Here is a 21,042-nt window from a genome sequence, read left to right as displayed (position 1 = left end):
TCTCTTCCATTCGTAAACTCCATTGTGGCGAATATTCGGCCAAAATTCAAGCGACAGCGTCTCCCAGCCTATTTTTCCGCGGCGGGATTGCGGTATACTGGAAAGGAAATCGGTCGATCAAGGAGCGCGTCATGCCAAATCAAGCTAGTTATCCAGAATTATTGAACCTACCCGCCGAATCACCGTTGTTCGGCCAACTCATGCTGCGGGACTTGCTCCTGCCAGAATTGCTGGGCGATGAAGACACCATGATCGCCTACTGGGCCGGCCGGGCGATGGCGCGCCGCCTGCCTGTGGAAGAAGAGGCCCTGCCGGAATTGTTCACCCGCCTTGGCCTTGGGGACCTCAAGGCGGCCGCCGCCAAGCGGAAAAGTCGTACATATCTGCTCAGCGGCACCATTGTCGAGACCCGGCTCAAACATTTTTCGGCGCCGGACTTTCGCTTTGAAGCCGGCTTCTTGGCCCAAAGTCTCCAGCAAGTGATGGGCATCGTGGTCGAGGCGAATGCGGAAAGCGACCCGAAGCTCAAACAGGTCACGGTGACCGTCGCCCTTGACCCTACCACGCCGCAGCCGATCGCCAAGACATTTTACTCGCTGACCTGATCTTGTTGGCTGGCGCAAAAAAGGCCCTGAGCCTGGCCCCTATGATGGGGCGCCAAGACTCAGGGCCTTTTGCTTACGCTTCTTTGGTGTATTTATCGAGCACTTGGATCAACTGATCCTTGGTGTGATAGCCGACCAGCTTCTCGACAACTTCACCGTCTTTTTTGATGATCAAGGTCGGAATGGCCATGATGCCAAAGGACTGTGGGGTGTCTGGGTTCTGGTCGACATCCATCTTCGTGAACTTGACGTCGCTGCGGCTGCCCTCAAGCGCGTCGATCACCGGACTCTGCATTTTGCAGGGGCCGCACCATGTTGCCCAAAAGTCGGTCAAAACAACGCCAGTATCTGTTTCCTGCTTAAAATCCTGATCTGTGACTACCTGAACCATAATATCCCTCCGCTATGATGTCACTGACATCTTACTTTTTGTAACTAAATTATACCGCGTTGCCCGCGAAAAAGCCAATCAATTGAGTGCAATGTAACATTTCATTTGAACTGCACAATGGTCGCGCCTGACCCACCGGCATTTTGCGGGGCAAAGCCAAATTTTTTGACCTGCTTGTTGCGGCGCAGGTACTGGGTGACCCCGTTGCGAATCGCGCCTGTGCCAAGCCCATGAATGATCGTGACCTGCTGATAATTGGCCAGCAGCGCCGCGTCGATGTACCGGTCGAGCTCGGTCATCGCCTCTTCGTAGCGCTTGCCGCGCAGATCCAGCGTGGTCGACGGCCCGCTTGCCCCGCCTGACACGGTGGCGATTCGCCGCTTCGGCGCGGCCTCTGCCTGCGCCTTTTCCAGATCGGCTGTCGGCAGCTTCATGCGAATCACGCCCATTTGCACATCCCAGTGGTCGGCATCGACTTGCTCGAGCAGCACCCCATCGTTTTGATAGGATAAAACGCGGACGGCATCGCCAACATGCAGCGCCTGCTTTGCCTTTTCTCGGCGCAGGACCTTATTTTGGCGGACCGCCTTGTCCTGATGGAGCGCATTAAGCCCAGACTTCGCGGCGATCAGCTGGTCCTCTTTGATGGTACCTGGATGCGCCAGCTGCATGGCCCGCAAGTCCTTGATGATCTTGTCGGCCTTTTCCTGCGCCTTTTCGACCAGTGCATTGGCTTGGTCCTTGGCCTTGTCCAACTGCTGATCACGCTCACGGGAGAAGGTGTCAAAGGCGCTTTGCAGCTGGTCATGCAGCGCCTGCGCGTCCGCCAGCTGACGGCGGGTCTCGGTGTATTCGATCTCGGCGGCCTTGCGCTGACTTTCCAGATCCGCGATCATGTTGTTCAAGTCGTGGCTGTCATCGGCGATCAGCGCCTTCGCCCGGTCGACCACGCTGCCATCCAGTCCCAGCCGGCGCGAGATGTCGAAGGCATTGGAGCGCCCCGGCACGCCGATCAACAGGCGGTAAGTCGGCTGAAGCGTGTCCGAGTCGAATTCCATCGAGGCGTTGATTGTGCCCGGCGTGTTGTAGCCATACAGCTTCAACTCCGGATAATGCGTCGTCGCCACGACCTCGGCGCCACTTGCGCCCACTTCATCCAAAATGGCGATCGCCAGCGCCGCCCCTTCCTGGGGATCGGTGCCCGCGCCAAGCTCATCAAACAGCACCAGCGCGCGCTGATCAAGCGCCTGCAAGATCGTCACGATGTTCGCCATGTGTCCGGAAAAAGTCGAGAGGTTTTGCTCGATCGACTGTTCATCCCCAATATCGGCAAAGACGTTGGAGAAGACCCCGATCACACTATTTTCCTCGGCTGGGACAAACAACCCCGCCTGACCCATCAGTTGGAGCAGGCCCAGCGTTTTCAGCGTGATCGTCTTACCCCCGGTGTTTGGCCCGGTGACCACGATTGCCTGATAATCCTCGCCGAGCGTGATGCGGTTGGGCACCACCTTGCGCCGGTCGAGCAGCGGATGCCGCGCCGCCAGCAGGTCCACGTGATTGGCGGCGGAGACTTGCGGTTCGGTCGCCTTCAGGTCGCGGGCGTATTTTGCCTTGGCGTTGATGAAATCAAAATGCCCCACCACCGCTTCATCCGCGGCCAAGGCGTCCACATAAGGCGCCACCGCATTCGACAGGTCGGCCAAAATGCGGGCGATCTCCTGTTGCTCCTTGATGGTGGTTTCCCGCAGCCGGTTGTTCATGTCGACCACAGCTTGCGGTTCGATGAACAGCGTCTGGCCCGTGGCACTTTGGTCATGGACCACGCCGCCGAATTGATGGCGATACTCCGCCTTGACCGGAATCACATAGCGGTCATCGCGAATCGTCACCAGCGGATCGCTGAGCATTTTTGCTGAATTGCCACGCGTGTACTGATCCATCCGGCTGCGAATGTCGCTTTCCAGCCGTTTGATCTGCGCGCGGATGCCGTGCAGCTCCGGACTGGCTTCGTCGGTCACGTTGCCTTCCTCATCGATCGCCGTGTACAGCCGGCGCTCAAGGGCGGGCAGGACGGTCAACTGATTCTGCAGGTCATAGACCCGGCGCAGGTCGAGTTTTTCCTTGAGGTCCTCCAGAAACTGGTCGACGCGACTGACGGTCCGCAAGACCCGGGTGATGCTGGCCAGTTCCGTGCCATTGAGCACCGCGCCGATCTTCACGCGCTTCAGGGCTGGCCCGATATTTTCTAGTTGCGCAACGGGGATGCCCCCTTGCAGCCGCAAAATACTGGCGCCGTCCGCCGTTTCGTCCAGCCATTCCTGAACTTCGGCCGCGTCCGTGCTCGGCGTCAATTTAGCCACCTGGGCGCTACCGCTGGCGGTCACGACCAGCTGGCTCAGCGCGCCTTGGATGCGGTCAAATTCGAGTGTTTTTAAGATCTTATTGTTCATGTTCGTCGCTCCTTGCCCTACTCAAAAAAAGAAGTGAGCCAAATGTCGATTTTGGGTCCGACAGGTAAGTGTTCCAAGCGCCAGGTCCGAACTTGGACCAGGCGCTTGGAGCCTTAGCTGTTCGGACGCGGACATTTGGCCCACGACACTGCAGTATTATCAGTGGACTATACAGTAACTGGGACAAAACGTTGTTTTGTCCCAGTTACTTAGGCGATGATCCAGAGATTGGTGATCATTTGCTCCAACAGCGGGGTGTGAATGATCGTCTTGGCCGCAAAAGAATCCGCGAGCAAAGACTGAATGCCAGAGACCGGCACCAGCGCCGCCAGATAGATCAGCAGAAAAATAAACAGATAGCCGATCACCAGGTTCAGCACCCCACCGCCAAACAACCTTAACGCCGCATCATGGCCGCTGTAGCTGAGATCATGGACCCACAGCGCCAGATATCGCGTCAGCAGCCACCCGATCATCAGAATCAGGATGAACGCCACGCCGCGATAAAACGCGTCATCCAGCGTCAATCCCACTTTATTTGAGAAAAATACAAAGCGGCTCTGCTCCGTTGCCGAGGGATACGGCACAAACAGGCTGATGGTCTGGCCCAATGGTTTGCACAGCGCCCAGGCCGCCAAAAAGCTGACCAGGTACCCCGCCACATGGACCAACTGAAGCCACATGCCCCGCCGCGCGCCGGCGTAGAAAAAATACAGCAGCGTCAGGAGGATCAAAAAAGTCAACATACGCGCTCCTACTCTGCCTGGTCTTGGGCTTCCTGCTGCTTGATCACGTCGGAAACGGCGTTGAACGCCAGCAGAATCGCCGCCTGTTCGTCACTCATTGCTGGGGACAGGGCCTTGATCTGGGCGAGTTGGGCATTGAGAAGCTGAGTCGTCGCCGCAAAATGTTCTGGCGTGGCCGCGCCGATGATCGTATAAGTGTGGTTGCCGATAACGGCTTTGTAACGTCTTTTCTGTTCGCCCACCTGACTGCCTCCTTGAAATGTCATACTGATTGATTTTACCATGAAATCAGGGTAACGAAAAGCCAGCATCCCGACTGGGGGCTGCTGGCTTTGTGCAAGTCTTATTCGTTTGTGTCGTCTGAGTCGTCCGAATCGTCATCCTCATCATCAAGGAAGGTGTTCAGGACCTCTTCGACCATCGCCCATTCATCGTCGTCTTCGATCGGGAAGAGGTCGCCTTGCGACGCATCCCCATTTTCATCCGGCGTGAAGGAAAAGGCCTGGATCTCGACTTCTTCATCATCGGCTGCGCTTTGCGGGAACAACAGCACATAGCTCTTGCCGTAATCTTCCGAGTCGAAGGTGAAAAGCACTTGGTATAATTCTTCGTTCCCTTTTTCGTCGACCAGCGTGATCAGCTGATCGTCGCCGCCTGGGGTGAGGTGTTCGTTGTTATCTGCCATGATTGCCCTCCTGAGGTCAATGACTGTGTTGATCGAGATAATTTTGCAGAATCATTTGTGCCGCAAGCTTGTCGATCACCTGTTTTTGCCGTTTCCGCGACGCGTCTGCCTCTTCGATCAACATCCGCGATGCCTCAACGGTGGTGAGTCGCTCATCTGAAAAAACGACCGGTAAGCCGAACAGTTGCTCAAGCTTGGCCCCGTACTCCTGGGATTTTTCAGCCCGCGGACCCAGCGTGTTGTTCATGTTTTTGGGTAGCCCCACAACAAAGCCGGTCACCTCATACTGAGCGACCAGCTCCTGAACGCGTGGCAACCCAAAGTCGCCTTTATCTTCATTGATTCGGATGATCTCGAGTCCCTGTGCGGTCCAGCCAAATGGGTCGCTGATCGCGACACCGACAGTCCGTGAACCGACATCTAGGCCCATCAAACGCATCTAGTCTTTCTCCTTGCCGAGATAGTTGCGAACGAGCTCTTCAATGATCTCGTCGCGTTCGTGTTTGCGAATCAAGCTTCGCGCGTCGTTATACCGCGGGATATAGGCCGGGTCTCCGGAGATCAGGTACCCCACGATCTGGTTGATCGGGTTATATCCTTTCTCCTCAAGCGACTTGTAGACCGTCTCCAGCGTTTCGTGAACATTCTTCGGGTTGTTATCCTTAAAATCAAAGTGGACGGTTTGATCCAATGTGCTCATTCTTAACACCTCTATTCTGTCCAATTCATTGCCTATTTTACTTGAAAAAGGCAAAAAGTACAAACATGTAAGACCAGGGTGCGGAGTGCGGCGTTTAGGCCTGAGCGGCTAGTGCGGCCTGGGCGCGTGTGGCGCACTTAGCCATGCGTGACCAGGCCGTACTAGATGCCTCAGACCTGCCGCGCGAAGCCCAACTACGGTGCGGAGGCCCGCGGGATGGTGGGACAGCTAACTTAGCTCGGGTGCTTGAGGCGCACTTCGCCTCGAGTGCGCGAGACAGTTAGATGTCCCCACCTCCTCAACGCCCTACTTCGCCGCCAGTGTCTCCGCCGCCAGCTTCAGTGCGTCTTGAATGCCAGCCGGCTTTTTCCCGCCAGCTTGGGCCATGTCTGGACGGCCGCCGCCACCGCCACCGATCGCCGGGGCAATGGCTTTGATCAGATCACCCGCCTTGACGCCGCGCTTGATGGCATCCTTGCTGGCGCCGACGAGCAGGCTGACTTTATCGTCGCTTGCTGTGGCAAGAACCAGCACGTCAGAGACCGCCTTGTCGCGCCACTGGTCGCCCAATTGCCGCAATTCGTTCATCCCGGCCACATTGACCTTGGCCGCGACCAGCGTGAAGTCGCCGGCCTTTTGGACATTGCCGAACACGTCGCCAGCTTCTTGTCTCGCCAATTTTGCCTGCAAACCTTCGACGGTCTTTTGGCTGGCTTTAAGGTCGGCCTGCAACTGCTCGACTTTATGCGGCACATTTTTCACCTGGTCGCTCTTCAGGTTCGCCGCCGTCTCTGCCAGCAGGTCTTCCTGCTGGGTCAGATACTCATAGGCTTCCTTGGAGGTCACCGCTTCGATGCGCCGAACACCAGCGCCGATCCCGGATTCGCCGGTGATCTTGAACAGGCCGAGCGCCGCGGTGTTGATAGGATGCGTGCCCCCATCGAATTCGCGGTTGAAGTCACCGATCGTCACAACGCGCACCGTCTTGCCGTACTTATCACCGAACATCGCAATCGCGCCTTGCTTCTTCGCCTCTTCGATCGGCATTTCTTCCCAAGTGATCGGGAGCTGACGCCAGATCTGCTCATTGACGATTGCTTCCACCTGGCGGAGCTGCTCGCTGGTGACCTGACCGAAGTTTGTGAAGTCAAAACGCAGATAGGTCGGCTCAACCAAGGAGCCTGCCTGATGCGTATGCTCGCCGAGGACTTGGCGCAGGGCCTGATCCAGCAAATGCGTCGCGGTATGGTTCATCGAGACCTTGCGCCGACGTTCTGTGTCGACCTTCAGGAAGTAAGTCGCGCCTTTTTCAAGCGTGTTTTCGACTTCGACGGTATGCAAGTTCTGGCCATTTGGCGCATGCTGCACATCGGTGACCTTTGCGACCACCGCGCCATCTTCGTCTTCGATCACCCCAGTATCCGCGACCTGGCCACCCATTTCTGCATAAAATGGCGTCTGGTCAAAGATCAATTGCGCAGTGCCGGCCTCGACCCGCGTCTTTTCAGTATCGTCTTGGATGAGGTCCGTCAACGTTGCCTGATCTTCAAGATCCGTCCAGCCGGTGAACTTGCTTTCGGACTTGATCGCCATCAGCGTCTTGTCCTGGCTGCCCATGGACTGCTGATCGCCACGTGCGGCCCGGGCGCGTTCGCGCTGAGCGGTCATGTTCGCTTCGTAGCCCTTCATGTCGACATCGATGCCTTGGTCGCCGGCGATCTCCTTCGTCAATTCGACCGGGAAACCAAAAGTGTCAAACAGTTTAAAGGCAGTCGCGCCTGGAATGACGGTCTCGCCGGTTGCCTGCAGATCCGCGATGCTCTTGTTGAGCAGGCTCAGCCCGGCATCGAGGGTCTCTGCGAACCGTTTTTCCTCAGAGCGAATGACCTTCTGGATGAATTCCTGATTGCGCAGGATCTCCGGGTAATAGCTCTGCATGATGTTGCCAACAACAGGCACGAGCTGGTACAGGAATTCGCCCTGAATGCCGAGACGGCGGCCGTTGACTGCCGCGCGGCGAATCAGTCGACGGAGCACATAGCCGCGGCCTTCATTGGATGGCAACGCGCCATCCCCGATCGCAAACGTCACGGTGCGGGCGTGGTCGGCGATGATCTTGAAGGCCACGTCATCATGCTTGTCGGCGCCATATGTTCGGTGGTCGCTGAGCGTTTCCGTGTATTTGATCAGCGGCATGAACAGATCCGTCTCGAAGTTCGTGGCAGTATGCTGCATCACCGAAACGACACGTTCAAGGCCCATCCCCGTATCAATATTCTTATGCGGCTGGTCGACATAGCGGCCATCCGGCAAATGATTGTATTGGGAAAAGACGATGTTCCAGATCTCCAGGTAGCGCTCGTTTTCCCCGCCCGGATAATTTTCCGGATCGTCATCGGCCACGTTGTTATACTGCTGGCCGCGGTCAAAAAAGATCTCCGTATCCGGACCCGATGGCCCTTCGCCGATATCCCAGAAGTTGTCTTCAACCTCAAAGATATGCGACGCCGGCACGCCGGTCTTTTCCCACAAGGCCTTGGCATCTTGGTCCTTCGGGTAGACCGTGACATACAGTTTCTCTGGATCAAGCGCGAACCATTTCGGGCTGGTCAGCAATTCCCACGCCCAAGGAATCACTTCTTTTTTAAAATAATCCCCGACGGAAAAATTCCCCAGCATCTCGAAAAAGGTCAGATGGCGGGCAGTCTTGCCGACGTTTTCGATATCATTGGTCCGAATGGATTTCTGCGCATTTGTGATCCGCGGGTTCTTCGGGACCACGGAGCCATCAAAATACTTTTTCAGCGTCGCCACGCCAGAGTTGATCCACAAAAGGGTCGGATCATCCACTGGAATCAGGCTGGCTGAAGGCTCAACGTCATGCCCTTTTTCCTTGAAAAAATCCAAGAACATCTGGCGCACTTGGCTGCTCGATAATTCTTTCATCTGTTTTCCTCCCAAAATAAAAACACCGCTGCATATTCAAGGACGCTTGCGCGCGGTACCACCTTGTTTGCAACGATGTTGATCGTTTACCACTTCATTGATGTATTCACTTGATGATCAGGGAGCATGCTCGACATGGACCACACGGCTCTCAGCAATACCGCATTTTCTGGATGGTCAGCCAACTCGAACACATATCCTAACAATGGCTCATTATACGAAGAGAGACAGGGCGTGTCAAACAAGAAAGGGTGCGGAGCGCGGCGTTCAGGTCTGAGCAGCTAGTGCGGCCTAGGCGCGTATGGCGCTTTTAGCCATGCGTGCCCAGGTCGACTAGATGCCTCAGACATGCCGCGCGGAGCCCAACTGAAAAGGGTGCGGAGACCCGCGGGATGGTGGAACAGCTAAGTCGGCTCAAGCGCTTGAGGGCGCTCTTTGCCATCGAGCGTTTGAGTTGCCTAGATGCTTCCACCATGCGGGCCGGAGCCCGACTGAAAAAGGTGCGGAGACCCGCGGGATGGAACACCTAACCCGCCTCGGGTGCATGAAGTCCCCTGCCATCCCGGCGCACCTGCTCTAATTCAGCTCGATCCGCACCAATTTCCGATACCGCTGCTGCTCAAACGGTTGTGCCACCGCCGCCCGATAAAATGGTGACAGCTTCAACAGCGAGTCCCCCTTTTGATAAGGCGCGGCCGCAACCTCATCCCCTTGCGTCAATTCGGCGCTTGACCGCTGCGTTGGGAAGGTCAGGCCAAAGCGGTTTGGCAGATACGCCGGCAGCGTTTCTGGCACCGCGTTTCCCCAGGCAAACAGCTGTAAAAAGCCGCCGCCCAGCAACCATTCATAGTCCCGAGCTGTCGGCAACGCAAACCCGAAGCCGCCGAGTTGTTTGACCAGTGCCGCCTTGGTCCAGCGATGCTTGAGCGCGACCTGATAATGATGGCTGCTGGCCAAGCGAAGCACGACCTGGCCCGCGGTCAACACCGCCGGCCAAGGCTCTTGGGCCGCGGGATCTAGCGAGGTGGTCCGTGGCTCGATCAGTGACAGCACGGTGGGCTTGTACGGCACATAAGCAAAATGATTGCCGCGAAAAACCTGCGTGGTCAAATTGATCTGGCCGATCACTTCCTCATCGCTGGCCACGCTGCTGCGGGCAACCAGCATCGGCGGCAAGTCCACCACGGCAGGCGCACTGAGCTGATCACGCATCTCCTGGCTGGAAAGACCCAGCGACTCGGCCAACCCGGCAAGCTCAGTCGGCAGTGGCGTCTCAATACCGAGCTTGACGTGGCGCTGACCTGGCACGAACCGCAACCACTCGCCACCGATCAAAGCGTCGAAGGTCTGCAGCACCTGGCCAAAATAGCTGACGCTCACCGGCACCAACGCATCAACTGCCAAAAGTGGGCTGAGAAAATACCGCGTGAGTTGTTCAAAGATAAAGCGGCGCCGGTCATCCGGCAAAAGCCGCCAATTGTCCATCAAAAGATCCTGGCTTGCCATCATTTTCCTGCTTTCACACGTTGACGAAACGGTCAGTATTCCTTCTTGTTTTGCTTCCGCGCGGTGCGGGCCGCGTCACGTTTTTCAACCCGGCGATTGAACCAAGCCTCTTTGTCCGCGGCTTTCTTGATCTTTTTCTTGTAGCCTGGCATCTTGGTCTTGGCGGCCTTGGCTGCCATGCCCTTGATGCGGCCCGATCGCGTATCGGCTTGCGGCTTGCGACTGCGACGCCGATCACGATCATAACTATCGACGATGCGGCCATCCTTGACCTGCTTTGGGGCAAAATGAATCCCGAGATGCTCCAATTCGGCGATCTGCGCTTCTTGACCGGGTTCATACAAAGTGATCGCAGTCCCTGAAAGGCCATTGCGCCCGGTCCGCCCCACCCGATGAACGAAGAACTCGTTGTCCTTTGGCAGCTCCGCGTTGATCACCAGCGACACACCTTCGATATCGATGCCGCGGGCGGCCAGATCCGTCGCCACCACGTATTGGAACTTCTGGTCAACGACTTCCTTCATCACGCGCTTGCGTTCACGTGGTGGCAGGCCGCCATGAATCTTCGCCACTTTCAGGCCTTGCTCGGTGAGGTAGTGATGAATCGCATCCACCGAGGTCTTCGTGTTCGCAAAGATCAGTGCGAGAAACGGCTCGCCCATTGTCAGGAGCTGATACAGCAATTGATTTTTATCCCGTCCCTTGGACGCGATCAGCAGATTCTCGACGGTATCGGCGATCACCGACTGCGGCTTGATCATGATCGTGGTGGGATTCGCCATGTATTTTTTCAAAAATGGCTGGAGCTTTTGCGGAATCGTGGCGGAAAAGACCAACATCTGCAGGCCAGCCGGGAAGGTCGACGCGATCTTATCCACATCGCCTAAAAAGCCCATGTCCAGGGTCATGTCGGCTTCATCGACAACAAAGACTTGCGCCGTGTACGCCGCCAGCGCCCCATCTTGCATTAAGTCCAGGACGCGGCCTGGTGTGCCAATGACCAAATGGGGCTGTTGATGATGTAATTTGTCGATCTGTTTTTGCTTGTCGGTGCCGCCGACATAGTTTTGCATGCGCAAGCCCGGTATGAACTGGCCGAGCTGCTCGGCGACGGTGAAAAGTTGGGTCGCCAGCTCCCGTGATGGCGCCGTGATCACGGCCTGAACCTCATCCTTGGCCACGTCGATGTGCGACAAGATCGGCACCAAAAAGGCATGCGTCTTGCCTGAGCCAGTCTGACTTTGGCCGATGATGCTTTCGCCGCGCAAAACGGCTGGAATGACCTTGGCCTGAATCGGCGTCGGCGTGGTGATCTTCATCGCGTCCAGGCCCTGAAGCACTTCGGGACGCAAGGTGTACTGAGCAAATTGATTAGCCATTTTGTCCTGCTTTCTGGTAAGCCTCGACCAACGCGGCCAAGGCGGTGATCATCTCATCGATCTCCGCTTGGTCCTGGGCGTTTGCGCCGGATGCCAAGGGGTGCCCGCCGCCATTGTGCGCCTTGGCCAATTCGTTGATGATTGGGCCTTTCGAGCGCAGATGGACGCGATAGGTGCCGTCTTTTTTCTCAACGAACTCCAGCCATGACTGGACTTCCGCTAAGCGGCCAGGGGTGCTGACTGCCGCGGAGACTTCATCATCCGCAAGCCCCAAGCCTTGAATCGTTGCTTGCGGAATCACGACGCTCGCTGCGCCGGCGGGGGTGACCGTCAGATGATCGAAAACATAGCTCTGCAGGCGCGCTTGGGCCAGTGTCAGAGAATTCATCTGATTGTTGACCTTGGCCGGATCGAAATCCTGCTTGATCAGCTCCGCCGCGACTTGGAACGTATGCGGTGTCGTGTTGTTGTAGAGGAAGCGACCGGTATCGCCGACGATGCCGCCATACAGCATCCGCGCGGCGGCCGCGTTGACCGTCAAAAGGCCATCGCTTGCGGCGACCAGATCATAGATCAGCTCGGAGGCCGAACTGGCATCGTTGTCGACCCAGTTAAGCTTGGCATACGGATCGTCATTGGGATGATGATCGATCTTGATCAGCATTTTCCCCGTCGTGAAGCGGTCATCCGACACCCGCGGCGTATCGGCAGTATCCGTGACGATCACCAGCGCGTCTTGATACAGGTCATCGCCGATTTCCTGCTCCTGGCCAAACCAGGCGAGGTCGCCTACTTCACTGCCGACTTGATAGATGTGTTTCGCCGGAAAACTGGCCCGCAAGATCTCGGCCAAACCGATCTGGCTGCCAAGCGCATCGGGATCCGGATTGATGTGGCGATGGATGATGATCGTGTCGTATTTTTGAATCTCGGTTAAGATTTCTTGTTGAATCATTTCTGGTTCCTTTCTAGTAATTGACAGGTCACGATGGCCTTTGCGACTGGCAAGCCATCTGTTTGAAGGTCGATATCCAGCGTCCCCTCGTGCTTCGTGAGCTCAAGCGGCGTGACGGCGATGTTAACGATCGACTCGAGCTGAATCGGCCGAAAAGTCGTCAGCGACAATTGTTCGATCAACACGTTGCGCCGCCCGGTCGCGTTCAGGAATTTCGTCACACATGAGTTGACCGCCTCGCTCAGCACCCCAAAACTCAAGGTCCCCAGCGCGTTGGTCATCATTGGCGTCGTGTGCAGCGCAAATCTGGCCGGTTGATCTTCCGGCGCACCGACCGTGGTGAGCTGAGCGATCACGGAATCCGCGATCGTGGTTTTGTCCTGGCTGTTGTGGCCAAGTTCGGCCAAGCTGGCAAAAACAGCGCTGCGCGTCACGATACCGAGGAGTTGCCAGGAGTCATCGACCACCGGCATCACATTTTCACCATTGCCTTGCATCGTGTGGCCCACTGTCGTCACCGACAGATAAGGCTTCACGGTCTGCGGGTCCTTGAGCATCACGCGTTCAAGCGGTGTGGTCTGTTTTTTCCCGGCGATCTCACGGGGCGTCACAATGCCAACAAGCCGGCCGCTTGTCGTGATGATCGGCAAGACAAAATCGCCGCGATCGCCGCGCAACGCAGAAAAATCGGCCACGGTCTGATCCGGATGGGCGATCTTCGTGTCCTTCAGCGGGGTGTAGAGCGAGGCCACCGTCATGATATCCTGCTTGATCGCCTGGTCGGACAGTGCGCGGTTGATCATCGTGGCGACGGTGAAGGTGTCGTGACTCGTCTGCAAAACAGGCAATTCAAACCGGTTGGCCAGCTTGATCACGGCATCGGAGGTCATAAACCCACCGGTGATCAGGACCGCCGCCCCATTTTGGAGCGCCAGGCGCTGGGCATCTTCGCGATTACCGATGATCACCAAGGAATTCTTCGTGATGTAGCGCAACATTTCGTCTGGCGTCATCGCGCCAATGACAAATTTATCCAGCTTCTTTTTCAAGCCGGCCGATCCGCCCAAAACGCGCGCATCGATCAGGGTGACGAGGACCTTGAATGTCAGTGAGTCGATGTTGTTGATCGGTTTTTGCTCGATGCGAATGGTCCCGACACGCTCGATGGTCGAGACGAGGCCGGTATTTTCCGCTTCCTTGATCGCGCGATAAGCCGTGCCTTCGCTGACTTTTTCGCGTCTGGCGATGCGGCGCACGGAGATCTTCGTGCCGACTGCCAAGTTCATGATGTAGTTGAGAATCTGTTCGTGTTTCGTCGCCATAGCGCTGCCTCGCTTCACTGTATTCCGCTTCAGTATACCATACGGCTGCGCGCCTTTGAGCACGCGGGTCGTTGTGGTTGTGGTCTTTTGTTTTTGCAGCAGAGTACGGGCAGACTCCGGCCTCACATCGAGGACATGTCCTATCACCCTGGCCGGCCTGCTCTCTGACGGTCACCCCATGAGTCGATCCGCCTCAGCGTAAAAGCGGAAACAGCCACGCTCAGCCGTCAACGTGCCTGACTCATAGGAAGACTGAGGCTCTGCCGGAATGATCGTCGCATCGTTCTAGGCTGGATGACAGAATTCATATGAATCGTATGCACCGGCTGTTCTGCTTATAGGATGCACACAGCGTCCTCACAGAACTTCCCTCACACGTCCAGATCCAGATTCACGTACTGCGCCGGCTCCAGGCCTGTCATGGTGATACCGAGCAGCCGGACGCCGGCTGGGCGTTCGGCGCGCTCTTGCCACAAGGACCAAGCCTGGTCGAAGAGCTGCTGGCGATCCGCGATGAAATGATCGAGGGTCCGCCGCCTTGTTTGCGTCTCAAACTCGCTGTCGCGGACTTTGAGCGCCACGACTTTGCCATGCATTTGGTGCCGTGCCAAGGCGTCTTCCACCATGGCGGCCAGCGCCTCTAACCGCTCGCGGACCTGTGTCTCCGTGGTCAAAAACGTGCGGTAAGTCTCTTCCTTGCCGATGGATTTGGCCACGCGCCGTTCGACCGGCCGCAGATCGATGCCGCGGACGTGTTGATACAGGCCGAAGCCGAATTTGCCAAAAGCGTCGATCAACTCACTTTGCGAAAAAGCCCGCAGATGCGCCCCATCGATCGCGCCCATCGCCTCAAGTTTCGGCAACGTCTTTTTCCCAACACCGCGAAACGCCGCGATCGGCAAGGCGTCCAAAAACAGTTGGGCCTGGGCTGGCATGATCACGGTCCGGCCGCGGGGCTTGTTGTATTCCGACGCCTCCTTGGCCAAAAACTTGTTGTACGACAGGCCAAATGAACAAGTCAATTGGGTCGCTTCACGGATCTGGTCTTGCAGCCACAGCGCCAAGGCGACCTTGCTGGGAAAATCGTGGTTGGCCGTGACATCCAAATAGGCTTCATCCAACGCAACAGGCTCCATCAAGTCCGTCACCTGACGAAAAATATCGTGAATCTGATGCGACACCGCGCGGTACTTGGTGAAATCCGGATCTTTGAACGTCAGCAAGTGTTTCGGCACCAACCGCAATGCCTCATTGGCAGGCATCGCAGAATGCACGCCATACTGCCGGGCCACGTAATTCGCGGTCGTGACGACCCCTTTTCCGCCAGTGGTGCGTGGATCATGCGCAATCACCAGCGCGCGGCGACGCAACGCCGGCGCGTCACGCATCTCGATCGAAGCGTAGAACGCATCCATGTCAACATGTAAGATCCGGCGCTGGGTGTCGTTGCGCATCGGCAATTCAAATAGCGCCATGATGCGCCCTCCTTCCCGCGAAAAAAAGCCGGGGCACCGCTGCCACCGACCGTTTTCTTTCATTGAACCAGGTAAAACCAGCGCGTTAATCTGCCATTTGAATGCGCGTCGGTTGCCAGTACCAGCTGGACCCTGTTTTCGCCAAGAGCTGACTGGCTTCGCGTGGCCCCATCGACCCTGGCGTATACGTCAGCATCGTGCTGTCTTTGCGCCAGGCGCTTTCGATGACATCGACAAAGCGCCAGGTCTGCGCCAACTCATGCCAATTGGTGAAGTTGGTCTGATCGCCTTCCAGCGCATTTTCGATCAAGCGCTCATAGGCTTCCGGCGCGCGCGCCGTCACCTGCGCGTCGTGCTGATAATGCAATTCTTCTGGCATCAAACTTTGCGCTTGGCCGATCGTTTTGCCGTTGATCTGCAGCGTGAAGCCTTCCGTTGGCTCGATATAGATCGTCAGCGCCGACGCCTTAGCATCATCGCCGAACAAGCCTGTGCCGACCGGTTTGAAGGTGACCGTGATCTGGGTCGACTTGCGCGTCAGGCGCTTGCCCGTACGCACATAGATCGGCACCCCGGCCAATGCAGGCTGGTCGGTCAGAATTTTTCCTGCAACAAAGGTCTCGGTCAGCGAATCCGGCGCCACGCCATCTTCGTCGCGGTAGGCCTTGATGTTGGTGCCGGCGATCGTCGCCGCCCCGTATTGTGCCCGGACAAAATTCGCCGCCGCCTCTTCTTCAGTGTATAGATGCAGCTGCTCAAACGCCTCGCGCTTGACCTCGTGAATCGCTTCCGGGGTCATCGCCGCCGGTTTGGCCATAGTCAAAAAGCCCAGCAACTGCATGACATGATTTTGCACCATATCGCGCAAGGCGCCGGCTGTTTCATAATAACCGGCCCGCGTCTCAACGCCGACCGCTTCGGCCAGCGTGATCTGCATGTCCTGAATATAATCCTTGTTCCAGATCGCCTCAAACATCGGGTTGGCGAACCGCAGCGCCAGTAGCGCCTGAGTCATTTCCTTGCCGAGGTAATGATCGATGCGATAGATCTGCTCTTCGTGGAAGGTCGCCGTGATCGAGTCATTCAAGGCCTTGGCACTGGCAAAATCATGGCCAAACGGTTTTTCGATCACCAGCCGGTTGAAGCCATTTGGAGCCAGCAGCGCCTCGGACTTGATGTGCTCGGCGATTGTCGAGAAGAAATTCGGGGCCATCGCCATGTAAAACAGCCGGTTGCCCGCCGCCTCATACTGATCATCCAGCTTTTGCGCCAGGTCCTTGAGCGTCACATAATGCGCCGCGTCCGTGACATCGTGCGACTGGTAATAGAAATGCGAGGCAAACGCCCGGGCCAGCTCGAGCGTGTAATCGGAATCATCTTCCAGCGCGCCGCAAATAATGTCCCGGTAATGCTCATCACTCCAGGGCCGCCGGGCAGTGCCGATCACCGCAAAATGATCATGCAAGATACCGCGCTTGTACAGACCAAACAACGCGGGATACAGCTTGCGGCGGGCCAGATCGCCCGAGCCGCCAAACAAAATAATGACTGCGTGTGTTTCTGTCATGTTCGCTCCTCTTTAGATCGCAAGATCCACAAAAATATGATTGGCACGCTTCAATTCGATTGGCAGTATTTTGCCAGTGCGCGCCTGTTGAAGGCTGATCGTCTCGTCATCCTTGGCCACCACGGTGAAATGATCTTCAATGTGCAGGCCAAGGCCAAAAATATAATCGATCAGCGCCGCTTCGTCGACGACCCGCTCAATGTGCCCCTTTCGCCCCACTTCAAGGCTGGCCAGCGGGACCCGGCTCTGGTCAAAATAATGGCCATCGCCATCTGGAATCACGCCGCCATGGGGACAATATTGCGGATCCCCCAGCATTTTGGACAGGCGTAGCGCCATTTCCGGTGTTGTCGCGTGTTCCAGTTTTTCCGCCTCCTGGTGAATGGCATCGACGGGGTAGCCCAGTGACTGCACCAAAAAGACTTCCCAGAGACGATGATTGCGCACTAATAGCGCGGCATTTTTCTGGCCGCTTGCCGTCAGTTTGATGCCCTGATACGGCGTGTGGGTGACATAGTGCTGCTCGACCAGCTTGGCGATCATCTCACTGACGCTGGCGGCGGAAACATCAAGACCGCTGACGATCTGTTTGTTGGAGATCAGCGCCGTGTCGCCGCCGAGTTCAAAAATCATTTTTAAATAATCTTCTTTATTTGGTGTCATTATCTACCCTTACTTTTTGTCCGTGATGTGTCCTCTCTATTATGCATGAACTCAGGCAAAAAAACACGCCTTTTACCTAGGCGTGTTCATCACAATTCTGATAATCCAGCGTGGCAGGAACCGCCTGTGCGATCAGGTGACGGGCCGTGGGTGCGCCGACACCGTATTTTTCAAGAAGGGGCTTGGCGTGGCCCTTTGCGTCCCAGCTAGAAAACAAAAAGTCCAAGCCGCTTGGCGACCTGAACTTTTTGGCTAGCATGACTGCAAATTAGTTGTGAACGGATGGGCTGGACTCGGTGCCTTCGTACTCATCGAGCACGATCTGCTTCATGTCCGCGATCAACGGTTCAACAGGGTTGGTGACCGTGCAGTTGTCTTCGTAGGCAAGTTCGGCGATACGATCGACATTCTTCAGCACGTCTTCCTTGCTGATGCCCTGATCCTTCAAGCTCATCTTCACGCCGACGCGGTGCGCCAGATCGATGTAGGCTTGCGCAAAGGCTTCAACCAGTTCAGCCGTCGTGTTGCCCTTGAGGCCGAGGTAGCGGGCGATCTCTGCGTAATCTTCATCCGCACGGAAGTAGTTGTACTTGGACCATACAGCACGCTTCTTCGGGGTCTTGGCGTTGTAACGCACGATATGTGGGAAGGTGATCGCAATGCAACGTCCGTGAGGCAGATGGTAAGTCTGGCCAAGCTTATGGGCGATACTGTGGTTAATGCCCAGCAGCGCGTTGGCAAAGGCCATCCCTGCAATCGTCGAGGCGTCATGCATCTTCGCCTTCGCTTCGAGGTCGCCATTGTAGGACAATTCGAGGTTGTCAAACGCAAGCTTCAACGCCTGCAGCGAGAGGCCACGGGTGTAGGAGCTGGCCATCGTCGACACAAAGCTTTCGGTAGCATGGCAGATGACATCCAGACCGGTATCCGCAACAACCTTTGGTGGCACGGTCTCGATGAACTGCGGATCGATCAGTGCAACGTCTGGGGTCAGCGCATAATCAGCCAATGGGTACTTGATGCCAGTCTCGGAGTCTGTGATGACCGCAAATGGGGTCACTTCAGAACCGGTACCAGACGTGGTCGGGATGCAGACAAGCTTGGACTTGGTCGGCTTCGGGAACTTGTATGTCCGCTTACGGATATCCAAGAACTTCTGCTTTGCGCCGAAGAAGTCGCCATCGCCATCATAGAACAGCCAGATGCCCTTGGCCGCATCCATGACGGAGCCGCCGCCGATCGCAACGATTGCGTCCGGCTTGAAGTCTTTGGCAATGGCTGTGCCTTTGTAAACGGTGTTGCTGGAAGGATCTGGTTCAACATCGAGGAAGGTCTGAACATCGACTGGGTTGGTCCGGTTTTTCAAAACATCTTCAACGATGCGGACATACCCGAGTTTTTCCATCCCACGGTCGCCGACGATCAGGACGCGGTCGAGGCCGTCCATCTTCTCCAGGTAACGGACCGAGTTGCGTTCGAAGTAGATCTTCGGTGGCAATTTGACCCATTGCATGTTGTTGCGGCGCTTCGCTAATGTCTTGATATTCAGCAAGTCGATCGTCCCCACGTTATGTGAAATTGAGTTACCACCATACGAGCCGCAGCCAAGTGTCAGAGACGGGATCATTTCGTTGTACAGATCACCGATCCCACCGAATGTGGACGGGGAGTTAACAAGGACACGGCATGCCTGCATCTTGTCTGCGTAATCCAAGGCCAGATCTTCATCCGCGGTGTGAATGATCGCGGTATGGCCCAGGCCGCCGATGTCGAGCATGGTCTCGCAAAGTTTGAAGGCATCTTCATGGCCTTCCGCTTTGAACATGGCCAAAACTGGGCTGAGTTTTTCATGGGACAGTGGCCACTTGTCGCCAACACCTTTGAGTTCAGCAATCAGAAGCGGTGTGTCCTTTGGTACATCAATGCCGGCCCAGTTGGCGATCTGCCAAGCACTTTGACCAACGATCCGCGGGTTAACAGCCATGCGATCTTGATCGATAACTGTTTCGGTCAGTGCCTTGATGTCCTTTTGCTTAACGAAATAGGCACCCTGCTTCGTGAATTCCGCCTTCACCGGTTCGTAGATGGCGTCATCGACGATGCAGCCCTGCTCGGAGGCGCAGACCATGCCGTTATCAAAGCTCTTGGACAAAACGATGTCGTTAACGGCCTGTTTGATGTCAGCTGTCGCTTCGATGTAGGCAGGCGCGTTCCCGGCACCAACGCCCAGCGCTGGCTTGCCTGAGGAATAAGCGGACTTGACCATGCCAGGACCGCCAGTGGCCAAGATCGTCGCAATGCCAGGATGATGCATCAGCGCTTGGCACGCCTCGATGGAAGGAACCGGAATGAACTGCAACGCGCCTGCTGGCAGACCAGCTTTAACGGCTTCGTCGCGGATCACTTCCAGGGCATGCGCGGAAGACTTTTGTGCGCCCGGATGGAATGAGAAGATGATCGGGTTACGGGTCTTGATCGCGATCTCAGACTTGAACATGGTCGTTGAGGTCGGGTTCGTCACTGGGGTCACCCCAGCGATCACGCCGATTGGTTCCGCGATCTGAATGATATTCTTCTGTTTGTCTTCACTGATCACGCCAACGGTCTTGTCGTCTTTGATCGAGTGCCAGATCTCTTCAGTGGCGAACATGTTTTTGATCGCCTTGTCTTCATAGACCCCACGGCCCGTTTCTTCAACGGCCATCTTGGCCAATTCCATATGATGGTCAAGGCCTGCGATCGCCATGCGGTGAACGATATGGTCGATCTTCTTTTGGTCGAAGGTCTTCATGATCTTGAGCGCTTCCTGGGCGTTTGCCACCAGTTCATCGATCATTGCATTAACGTCGAGCGTGGTGTCTGCCTTACTGTCTTTCAGCATCCGGATCCCTCCACAAGTTGTTTAAGAATTTTTGTTAACCATTTCACAAAACACATGATACACAGCCTTTGTGATTTTGTAAACAATTTTTGGTGAATTTTTTCACGGAAATTTTGACGGTGGCGGCATCACGCGCTGTATCAACCTTTTCATTTTTATTTTCATCTGTTTGTTGGTGAGCTTGAAGCGCATACATCGGCCGGATCTGAACACGTCGAGGCCCGGATTCATGGGTGGTGCTTCTGCGCAACCGCGCCAGCCGAGTCACCGGCCAGCCCGGATTCAAGTCCACGCGGCTGGTCCAACGCAAAAAAAGACGCACTAGCCAAAATGGCCAGTGCGTCGTGTGCGACTAGGATCAGTCTTTGTTTTCGCTATCGTCGTTGGTCTCGCTGTCATCCGCTGCGGACTGATCATCGTCTGCAGGCGTGTCTGCGGAATCATCGTTTGCCGGTGTGTCGTCCTTGGCGGCTGGCGCAGCAGTGCCTGCAGCCGGCGTGCCATTTGCCGCACCGTTGACCGTGCGAATCGCGGTCAGGTTGAATGTGAGATAAACGCCATCAAGATCAAGGTCAACGGTTTTTGCGTCCTGATCGATACTATCGACCACGCCGTGCAGACCACCGATCGTCACGACCTTGTCACCTTTTTTCATGTTGTTAAGCATATCTTGGTGCTGCTGTTGCTGCTTTTTTTGCGGCCGCATCATGAAGAAATACATGAATGCAAACAGCAGGACCATCGTAATGAGCATACCGCCGATTCCCA

Annotated in this window: 18 protein-coding genes; 1 reads left to right on the top strand and 17 read right to left on the bottom strand. The window is 56.1% G+C overall.

Going from position 1 to position 21,042, the window contains the following annotated elements; all coding sequences use genetic code 11:
• The first annotated feature begins 131 nt into the window (after nucleotides 1–131).
• Nucleotides 132–605 carry a DUF2507 domain-containing protein gene (locus tag EKM95_RS04115; protein ID WP_125696571.1) on the top strand — a complete coding sequence of 158 codons (474 nt, stop codon included), beginning with the start codon at nucleotides 132–134 and terminating at the stop codon, nucleotides 603–605.
• 73 nt (nucleotides 606–678) lie between these two features.
• On the opposite strand, the gene trxA is transcribed toward EKM95_RS04115, so the two are convergent.
• The 17 genes from trxA to yajC all read right to left on the bottom strand — a co-directional run bounded on the left by trxA (nucleotide 679) and on the right by yajC (nucleotide 21,028).
• Nucleotides 679–996: a thioredoxin gene (gene trxA, locus EKM95_RS04110; protein ID WP_125696570.1), complete on the bottom strand. Its 318-nt coding sequence runs from the start codon at nucleotides 994–996 to the stop codon at nucleotides 679–681.
• A 101-nt stretch (nucleotides 997–1,097) separates the two neighbouring features.
• A complete protein-coding gene (locus tag EKM95_RS04105; protein ID WP_125696569.1) occupies nucleotides 1,098–3,449 on the bottom strand; it encodes an endonuclease MutS2 in 2,352 nt (783 codons plus the stop codon).
• Between the two features lie 209 nt (nucleotides 3,450–3,658).
• Nucleotides 3,659–4,195 carry a CvpA family protein gene (locus tag EKM95_RS04100; protein ID WP_125696568.1) on the bottom strand — a complete coding sequence of 179 codons (537 nt, stop codon included), beginning with the start codon at nucleotides 4,193–4,195 and terminating at the stop codon, nucleotides 3,659–3,661.
• Nucleotides 4,196–4,203: 8 nt separating this feature from the next.
• Nucleotides 4,204–4,461: a cell division protein ZapA gene (gene zapA, locus EKM95_RS04095; protein WP_125696567.1), complete on the bottom strand. Its 258-nt coding sequence runs from the start codon at nucleotides 4,459–4,461 to the stop codon at nucleotides 4,204–4,206.
• 77 nt (nucleotides 4,462–4,538) lie between these two features.
• Entirely contained in the window at nucleotides 4,539–4,880 is a 342-nt protein-coding gene (locus EKM95_RS04090; protein ID WP_125696566.1) for a DUF1292 domain-containing protein, read from the bottom strand.
• A 16-nt stretch (nucleotides 4,881–4,896) separates the two neighbouring features.
• A complete protein-coding gene (ruvX, locus tag EKM95_RS04085; protein ID WP_125696565.1) occupies nucleotides 4,897–5,319 on the bottom strand; it encodes a Holliday junction resolvase RuvX in 423 nt (140 codons plus the stop codon).
• Nucleotides 5,320–5,580 (bottom strand): IreB family regulatory phosphoprotein, encoded by a 261-nt coding sequence (locus EKM95_RS04080; protein ID WP_125696564.1) that lies wholly within the window; start codon nucleotides 5,578–5,580, stop codon nucleotides 5,320–5,322.
• A 306-nt stretch (nucleotides 5,581–5,886) separates the two neighbouring features.
• Entirely contained in the window at nucleotides 5,887–8,526 is a 2,640-nt protein-coding gene (gene alaS, locus EKM95_RS04075) for an alanine--tRNA ligase (protein ID WP_125696563.1), read from the bottom strand.
• Between the two features lie 576 nt (nucleotides 8,527–9,102).
• Nucleotides 9,103–10,032 carry a hypothetical protein gene (locus tag EKM95_RS04070; protein WP_164510080.1) on the bottom strand — a complete coding sequence of 310 codons (930 nt, stop codon included), beginning with the start codon at nucleotides 10,030–10,032 and terminating at the stop codon, nucleotides 9,103–9,105.
• Between the two features lie 32 nt (nucleotides 10,033–10,064).
• The gene (locus EKM95_RS04065; protein ID WP_125696561.1) at nucleotides 10,065–11,411 is read right to left on the bottom strand and encodes a DEAD/DEAH box helicase; all 1,347 of its coding nucleotides are present in this window, start codon (nucleotides 11,409–11,411) and stop codon (nucleotides 10,065–10,067) included.
• Nucleotides 11,404–12,366 (bottom strand): DHH family phosphoesterase, encoded by a 963-nt coding sequence (locus EKM95_RS04060; RefSeq protein ID WP_125696560.1) that lies wholly within the window; start codon nucleotides 12,364–12,366, stop codon nucleotides 11,404–11,406. Before EKM95_RS04060 ends, EKM95_RS04065 begins: the two co-directional genes overlap by 8 nt.
• Nucleotides 12,363–13,688 carry a DRTGG domain-containing protein gene (locus EKM95_RS04055; protein WP_125696559.1) on the bottom strand — a complete coding sequence of 442 codons (1,326 nt, stop codon included), beginning with the start codon at nucleotides 13,686–13,688 and terminating at the stop codon, nucleotides 12,363–12,365. The genes EKM95_RS04060 and EKM95_RS04055 overlap by 4 nt, the downstream gene beginning before the upstream one ends.
• Before the next feature lie 371 nt (nucleotides 13,689–14,059).
• Nucleotides 14,060–15,163 carry a DNA polymerase IV gene (gene dinB / locus EKM95_RS04050; protein ID WP_125696558.1) on the bottom strand — a complete coding sequence of 368 codons (1,104 nt, stop codon included), beginning with the start codon at nucleotides 15,161–15,163 and terminating at the stop codon, nucleotides 14,060–14,062.
• 85 nt (nucleotides 15,164–15,248) lie between these two features.
• Nucleotides 15,249–16,730, bottom strand: a complete 1,482-nt coding sequence (zwf, locus tag EKM95_RS04045) for a glucose-6-phosphate dehydrogenase (protein ID WP_125696557.1) — start codon at nucleotides 16,728–16,730, stop codon at nucleotides 15,249–15,251.
• Between the two features lie 12 nt (nucleotides 16,731–16,742).
• Nucleotides 16,743–17,393 carry a metal-dependent transcriptional regulator gene (locus EKM95_RS04040; RefSeq protein WP_125696556.1) on the bottom strand — a complete coding sequence of 217 codons (651 nt, stop codon included), beginning with the start codon at nucleotides 17,391–17,393 and terminating at the stop codon, nucleotides 16,743–16,745.
• A gap of 268 nt (nucleotides 17,394–17,661) precedes the next feature.
• On the bottom strand, nucleotides 17,662–20,274 hold the full coding sequence (gene adhE, locus EKM95_RS04035) for a bifunctional acetaldehyde-CoA/alcohol dehydrogenase (protein WP_125696555.1): 2,613 nt from the start codon (nucleotides 20,272–20,274) through the stop codon (nucleotides 17,662–17,664).
• Between the two features lie 358 nt (nucleotides 20,275–20,632).
• Nucleotides 20,633–21,028 carry a preprotein translocase subunit YajC gene (yajC, locus tag EKM95_RS04030; RefSeq protein WP_125696554.1) on the bottom strand — a complete coding sequence of 132 codons (396 nt, stop codon included), beginning with the start codon at nucleotides 21,026–21,028 and terminating at the stop codon, nucleotides 20,633–20,635.
• Between the last annotated feature and the right edge of the window lie 14 nt (nucleotides 21,029–21,042).

This window comes from Lacticaseibacillus yichunensis, assembly GCF_003946405.1.
Classification (GTDB): Bacteria; Bacillota; Bacilli; order Lactobacillales; family Lactobacillaceae; genus Lacticaseibacillus; species Lacticaseibacillus yichunensis.
Note: the sequence above shows the minus strand (reverse complement) of the source record. Positions and strands in the feature narration are given on the sequence as shown.